At 74.8% G+C, this 6,612-nt stretch carries 6 protein-coding genes; 3 read left to right on the top strand and 3 right to left on the bottom strand.

Annotated elements, in window-relative coordinates:
* Positions 1-120: 120 nt before the first annotated feature.
* From ACIG0D_RS12810 to ACIG0D_RS12800, 3 genes are all read right to left on the bottom strand, one after another.
* The gene (locus ACIG0D_RS12810; RefSeq protein ID WP_399799242.1) at positions 121-1,167 is read right to left on the bottom strand and encodes a FecCD family ABC transporter permease; all 1,047 of its coding nucleotides are present in this window, start codon (positions 1,165-1,167) and stop codon (positions 121-123) included.
* Positions 1,164-2,096: a FecCD family ABC transporter permease gene (locus tag ACIG0D_RS12805; protein WP_399799306.1), complete on the bottom strand. Its 933-nt coding sequence runs from the start codon at positions 2,094-2,096 to the stop codon at positions 1,164-1,166. Before ACIG0D_RS12805 ends, ACIG0D_RS12810 begins: the two co-directional genes overlap by 4 nt.
* Positions 2,097-2,194: 98 nt before the next feature.
* Positions 2,195-3,184 (bottom strand): ABC transporter substrate-binding protein, encoded by a 990-nt coding sequence (locus tag ACIG0D_RS12800; protein ID WP_399799239.1) that lies wholly within the window; start codon positions 3,182-3,184, stop codon positions 2,195-2,197.
* Positions 3,185-3,279: 95 nt separating this feature from the next.
* On the opposite strand from ACIG0D_RS12800, the gene ACIG0D_RS12795 reads away from it, so the two are divergent.
* The 3 genes from ACIG0D_RS12795 to ACIG0D_RS12785 all read left to right on the top strand — a co-directional run bounded on the left by ACIG0D_RS12795 (position 3,280) and on the right by ACIG0D_RS12785 (position 6,531).
* Complete coding sequence (locus tag ACIG0D_RS12795) at positions 3,280-4,476, top strand: hypothetical protein (protein ID WP_399799237.1); 1,197 nt, start codon at positions 3,280-3,282, stop codon at positions 4,474-4,476.
* A gap of 240 nt (positions 4,477-4,716) precedes the next feature.
* Positions 4,717-5,697, top strand: coding sequence for an NAD(P)H-dependent flavin oxidoreductase (locus ACIG0D_RS12790; RefSeq protein ID WP_399799234.1), 981 nt, complete (start codon positions 4,717-4,719; stop codon positions 5,695-5,697).
* A gap of 39 nt (positions 5,698-5,736) precedes the next feature.
* Positions 5,737-6,531 carry an SDR family NAD(P)-dependent oxidoreductase gene (locus tag ACIG0D_RS12785; RefSeq protein ID WP_399799231.1) on the top strand — a complete coding sequence of 265 codons (795 nt, stop codon included), beginning with the start codon at positions 5,737-5,739 and terminating at the stop codon, positions 6,529-6,531.
* Positions 6,532-6,612 lie beyond the last annotated feature (81 nt).

Genomic DNA, 6,612 nt, shown 5'->3' with positions numbered 1-6,612 from the left:
TCGGCGATGTCCGCGGGGTCGGGGGGGCCGGGGGGCCCCCGCCCCCCCGCCCCCCGCCCCCGCCCCCCCCCCCCCCCCCCCCCCCCCCCCCCCCCCCGGCCCGGTCGGCGGCGGCCGCGGTCAGAAGCTCCCGCTCGGCGTACGGCGCACGACGATCAGCAGCAGCACCGCTCCGGCACAGGTGGTCAGCGCTCCGACGGGCAGCGAGAACCGGCCGGCGTCCTCCACGGACGCCAGCAGCCGGGAGATCGCCTGCGCCGCCGCGTCCGCCCCGCACACCACGACCGCGCCCAGCAGCGCGGCTCCCGGCAGCGCGACGCGCAGGTCGGCGCCGAACACGGCCACCGCGACATGCGGGACCAGCAGCCCCACGAAGCCGAGCGCGCCGACCGAGGCCACCGCGCCCGCCGTCAGGGCGACCGCGCACAGCAGGGCGAGGGTGCGGGCGCGGGCGGCCGACAGCCCGGCCGCGGCGGCGAGTTCGTCGCCGCACCGCAGCAGGGTCAGCGGCCCGGACAGCAGCCAGGCCACGACGAGCCACGGCAGCGCCCACGGCCACAGCAGGTGCCAGTGCTCCCAGACCCGGCCCTCGGTGCTGCCGACGAGCCACTGCACGACGCTGCCGAGTTCGCCGGGCGCGACCAGCAGCACCATGGCCGTGAGCCCGCCGAGCACCGCCGAGACCAGCACTCCGTGCACCGCGATCTGCGCCGGATCGCCCCGGCCGCGCCCCGTCAGCAGCCACAGCAGTCCCGCCCCGGCGCAGCCGCCCACGCACGAGGCGACGACCACGGCGAACGGCGACTGCCAGCCCGCGAGCCCGAGCCCCGTCGCGGCGACCGCGCCGAGCACCGCGCCCGGTGTGACACCCGTGACCTCGGGACCGGCGAGCGGGTTGCGCAGGGCCGACTGGAGGACGAGACCGGCCGCGCCGAGACAGGCGCCCGCGCCGAGGGACACCAGCAGGCGCGGCATGCGCAGTTCGAACAGCACATGGCGGTCCAGCGGTTCACCCCCACCGGTCAGTACGTCCCAGGCCACGCCCGGGGACATCGCCCGCCCGGCCAGCAGCGCGGCACCCGCGGCCAGCAGGAGCAGCGCGCCCAGTACGCCGTAGCGCCGCGCCACCGCGCGCTCCGTCACGGGCGCGTCGAGTATGCGTCTCATCGTGCCCTCCGCAGCAGTGCCACCCCGGCCGGGACGCCGAGCAGTGCCGTCCAGGCGCCGGCGGGCGTCTCCGTGGGCGCCAGCGCGAGCCGGGCCGGGACGTCGGCGACGGCCACCACGACCGCGCCCCACGCCGCCGACCAGGGCAGCCAGCCCACCGCGTCCGAGCGGGGGTTGAGGCGCCGGGCCAGATGCGGGGCGAGGAAGCCGACCCAGGCCACCGGGCCGCACACGGCGGTGACCGGGGCGATGAGTACGACGGCGACGGCGAGCGCGGTGAACCGTGCCCGCCGCACCCGCACGCCCAGCGCCTCCGCGTCGTCGTCGCCGAGCCGCAGCACGGCGAGGACCGGCGCGCACAGCACGAGCGCGGGGACGGCGATCAACAGCCACGGCCACAGCCCCGTCACGTCCTCCCAGGTGCGCGCGGAGAGCGAGCCGAGGAGGTAGCGGTAGATCAGCTGGAGGTCGAGCTGGTCGGCCATCACCATCAGCACGAGCAGCGCGGCCTGGAGCGCGGCGGCGACCGCGGCGCCGGTGAGCAGGACGGCGGAGGGGCTGCGGCCGAGTCCGGCCGCGAGCAGGGTCAGTCCGCCGCCGAGCGCGGCTCCGGCGATGGCGAGCAGGGGCTGGACGGCCGCCGGAAGCGTCACCGCCAGCACCAGGGGCGCGGCGACCCCGAGGGCCGCGCCCGAGGACACGCCCAGCATCTCGGGGACGGCCAGCGGATTGCGCAGCGCCTCCTGGAGCACCAGCCCCGCCGCGCCCAGGCAGGCGCCGGCGACGAGCGCGAGCACCAGCCGGGGCACCCGCAGCTCGGTGACGACGACGTGGGTGATCTCGTCGCCGCCGAACAGCCGGTGGAGCGGGACGTAGGGCGTGCCGAGGCACAGTGCGCACCAGGACGCCAGGGCGAGCAGGGCGGTCAGGGCCGCGAGCTGTGTCCAGCGCCGGGCTCCGGGCCGCCGGGGCTCCGCCGCGCCGGCGGAGGCGACCTCCGCCGGCGCGGCGGTCTCGGTGGGTGTGCTCACCGCAGCGCGGCCACGGCCTCGTCGAGGACGATGCCCAGCGAGCGGGTGCCGCGTCCCTTGGCCCACACCTCGGAGTTCACCTCGTGGACGTCGCCGTTCCGCACGGCCGGGATCTTGCCCCACAGCGGGTTCTTCGCCAGCTTCTCGGACAGCTTGCCGTCCGGTTCGCCGAAGCTCATGGTCTCGACGAAGAGCACGTCCACGTCCTGCGCGAGGATCTCCTCGAGGCTGTAACTGCCCTCGACACCACGGGACTTCCAGGGATACTCGGCGAGCTTGGGGAACAGGCCGGCGACGACGTCGGTGCCGGGGGTGGCGACGCCGAAGTTCTCGTCGCTGCCGTAGATGATGAGCGCGGTCTTGTCGCTCTTCTTCCGCTCGGCGGCGGCGAGCTTGGTGCGGAAGGCCTTCTCCGCCTTCTCCCCTTCCGCGGTACGGCCCGTGAGGGCGGCGACGTCGCGCAGATAGCCGACGCTGTCCTCCCACTTGGCGGGCTGCACGGGCCAGAAGGTGGTGGCGCCCTTCAGCGCGGGGGCGAGCTTGCCGTGGGTGTCCTCGAGCCCGATCACCAGGTCGGGCTTGTGGGAGAGGATCGCCTCGACCTCGGGGGCGATGAACCCGCCGGGGATGACCGCGACCTCCTTCGCCTTCTTCTCCCCCAGGAAGCCCGGCTGGGCGAGGAGTTGGCTGTTGGTGGCCACGGGCGCGATGCCCAGCTCGGTCAGGATGTCGTCGCACAGCGCCACGAGGCAGACGATGCGCTCGGGCTTCTTCTTCAGGGAGACGGTCACGCCGCGGGCGTCCGTCAGCCGCAGGGTCTCCTTGATGGGTTCCACCGTCACATCGGTGACGTCGGCCTTCGCGTCGCCGGTGTCCGCCCCGCTCTCGGTCGAGGTGTCGGCGGAGGCGCCGCATCCCACCAGGACGGAACCCAGGATCACGGCGGCCAGTCCGCGCCGTATGGCTCGCAGGGGTGAGCGCAGCATCGGTGCCCTCGTTTCTTCTCGTGGTCCGGAAACGCACCGACCATACATGATAATCATTTTCAGACATGCCTCAATGTGCCGACGGAGGACCGCCGATGACGACCGAACCGCTGCTCCTGGTCTCCGACCACGTGGACGGTTGCGTCCATCTCGTGACCGTGCCGGACGGCGCGGAGGCGGGGCGGCTGACGGGCCGTCACCTCTCCGAGCACGCCGGGTTCCTGGCCCTGCCCGGAGGCCGGGTGGCCTGCGTCGACGACCGCCGCGGCGAGCTGCTGGTGCTCGACCCGTACGGCCCGGAACTCGTGGCGGCGGCGATACCCGTGGCGGTGCCGGCCGAGCACCTCGCCACAGACCCCTCCGGCCGGTGGCTGGCCGTGACGACGGGGCTCGGCAAGAACTCCGCGCCGTGGTCGGACCTGGTCACCGTCGTGGACCTCGCCACCGGCGACGCCGTACGCGTCCGCACCCGCGCGGGCGAGCCCGGCGTCACGGTGCTCGGGCCGGACCGGCCGCTCCTCGTCCTCCGGCACCGCGAGCCGGGCTCCCTGGCCGTGCACCGCTTCGCCGACCTGCTCGCCGCATCCCCCGGCTGCCCGCCCGTCACCCCGCTCGCCCGCCTCCCCCTGCCCGACGACGGCCACGGCGACGCCCAGGATCCGCGTACCGCAACCGTGTTCGCGGCCACCGGCGAAGGCGTGCACCGGGCGCGCCGGGAGGGCGACCGCCTGGTCGCGGAGCCCGTGATCCCGTGGGGCGCGCCCGCCCGCGGCTGGTACCTGCGCCTGGACCCGCGGCGCCGCGCTCTGTGGTCGACCCTGCGCGGAGGCCCGGCGGACCCGCTGCGCTGGCCGGAATGGACCAACCAGGCATGGCGGTACGACCTCGACGCGCGGACGACGACCCGCACCGAACTCGGTCCCGGACTCGTCTTCCGGCTCGCCCTCGCCCGGGCCCACACGGCGTTCGCCCGTATCCACCCAGACGGCGACGAGCTGATCCTCCTGGGCACCGACGGAGATATGTCCCGTGTCCCCCTCCCCGCCATGGACGGAGCGCCCCGGCGCGGCGGCACCCCCTGGGAGGGCGTCCAGCGCCGCGCGGTCGCCGCGTCGCCCGGTGCCGACTGGGTCGCCGTGACCCGCGGCGGCCACGGGGAGGTCCACCTCGTCGACGCCCTGACCGGCCACGAGGCCGACCGGCTACGCCTGGACACCCCACTCCACCACGGCGGCCACGCGGTTCTCCTGCCGCAGACGGAGGGCGAGGAGCGCGACCTTGTGGGGCGGTGACGAACGGGCCTTCGTGGGACGGTGACGAACGGGCCTTCGTGGGACGGTGACGAACGGGTGTGACCGCGTCGAGGGCGACGAGGAGTCCCGCTCGGCGGGCGCCGGCGTGCCGCGGTGCGCCCTGGAGTGTGCCCGGGGGCGCGCCGAGGTGGTCGTCATGCGCCGGCGCGGTCGGCGGGGCAGCATGGTCGGCAGTGGCTCCGCTGCGCCCGGTCGCGGTGCCCGGAGGAAGTGGCGTTGGTGCGGACGCGGCTGTGCGACGTACTCGGGATCGAGGTGCCGGTCATCGGCGCGCCGTTCGGACCGTTCGACCAGGTCGATGTCGCCGCCGCCGTGTGCGGGGCGGGCGGGCTCGGCAGTCTCGGTACGGCGGTGCGCCCGCTGCCCGATCTGCGGCGCCAGTGGGCGCGGATGCGGGAGCTGACGGACCGGCCCTTCGCGATCAATCACACCATGCGGCCCCTGAACGAGGAGGCGTTCGAGGCGACGCTGGAGGAGCGTCCGGTGGCCGTCTCCTTCCACCTCGGAGTGCCCGACGACCTGGTACGGCGCGCCCATGACGCGGGCATCCTGTGGATCCAGCAGGTGATGGACGTGCAGCAGGCCGAGCAGGCCGTACGCGCGGGCGTGGACGTCATCGTGGCGCAGGGCGGCGAGGCGGGCGGCCAGGGCGGTGAGGTGTCCACCATGGTGCTGGTTCCGCAGGTCGTCGACATCGCCGGGGACATCCCCGTCGTCGCCGCGGGCGGGATCGCCGACGGCCGGGGGCTGGCGGCGGCGCTCGCCCTGGGCGCTCAGGGCGTGGCGATCGGTACGCGGCTGCTCGCCTCGGTGGAGATGGGCATCGCGGAGGAGTGGAAGGACCGGATCGTCGCCGCCGACGCGCGGGACACCATCAAGTCGGCCCACAGCGACCGGTTCATGCCGCCGTTCTCACGGCCTGGCCTCTACGGCTTCCCCCGGGCACTGCGGACGCCGTTCCTGGAGGAGGCCGAGGAGCATCCCGAGCGGGTGGACCCGGCGGAGGCCGGTCCCCGGCTGCTGGAGGCCGTGCTCTCGGGGCGCGGGCACGAGTTCCTGCCGTTCACCGGGCAGTCCGCGGCCCTCGTCCACGACGTGCTCCCGGCGGCCGAGATCGTACGGCGGATCGTCGCCGACGCGGAGACGATCCTGCGCCGGACCGCCGAGACGTGCGCGCCCGGTGCGCCGTCTTCGCACTGACCGGGAATCCGCCCGTCCCCGAAGGGAACCCGCCCGCCCATGCACATCGATCTGACAGGACGCACCGCGCTGGTCACCGGCTCCACCCAGGGCATCGGCGCGGCCATCGCCGCCGCCCTCGCCCGGGCCGGGGCCCGCGTGGGCGTCAACGGACGCGACGAGCGGCGGGTGGCCGAGAGCGTCGAGTCGCTGGCGGGGCAGGTGCCCGGCGCCGAGCTGGTGCCGGTGGCGGCCGACGTGTCCGGCGACGAGGGCGCGGCCCGGGTGGCGGAGCTGCTGCCGCGCGTGGACATCCTCGTCAACAACCTGGGCGTGTTCGGCGCCGCCGACCCGCTGGAGATCACCGACGAGGAGTGGCGGCGCTATTTCGAGGTGAACGTCCTCTCCGCCGTACGCCTGACCCGGCTGTACCTGCCCGGGATGACCGAGCGCGGCTGGGGCCGGGTCCAGTACGTCGCCAGCGACTCCGCGGTCGTCATCCCGCCGGAGATGATCCATTACGGCATGTCGAAGACCGCGCTGCTGGCGGTGAGCCGCGGCTTCGCCAAGAAGGCGGCGGGCACGGGGGTGACGGTGAACTCGGTCATCGCCGGGCCCACCCACACCGGCGGCGTGGAGGACTTCGTGTACGAACTCGTCGACCGCGACCTGCCCTGGGAGGAGGCCCAGCGCCGCTTCATGCGGGAGCACCGTCCGCAGTCCCTGCTCCAGCGGCTGATCGAGCCGGAGGAGATCGCCCACATGGTCGTCTACCTCAGCTCCGACCAGGCGTCGGCGACGACGGGCGGGGCACTGCGGGTCGACGGCGGCTATGTCGACTCGATCCTTCCCTGAGTCCCTGAGTCCCTGCCTCCCTCTGACCGCCGGTGACGGCCCCGGCGATGAGTTTTCCCGCGCCGGGGAGTCTCCTCACCG

This window comes from Streptomyces sp. NPDC052773, from assembly GCF_044547145.1.
GTDB lineage: Bacteria > Actinomycetota > Actinomycetes > Streptomycetales > Streptomycetaceae > Streptomyces.
Note: the sequence above shows the minus strand (reverse complement) of the source record. Positions and strands in the feature narration are given on the sequence as shown.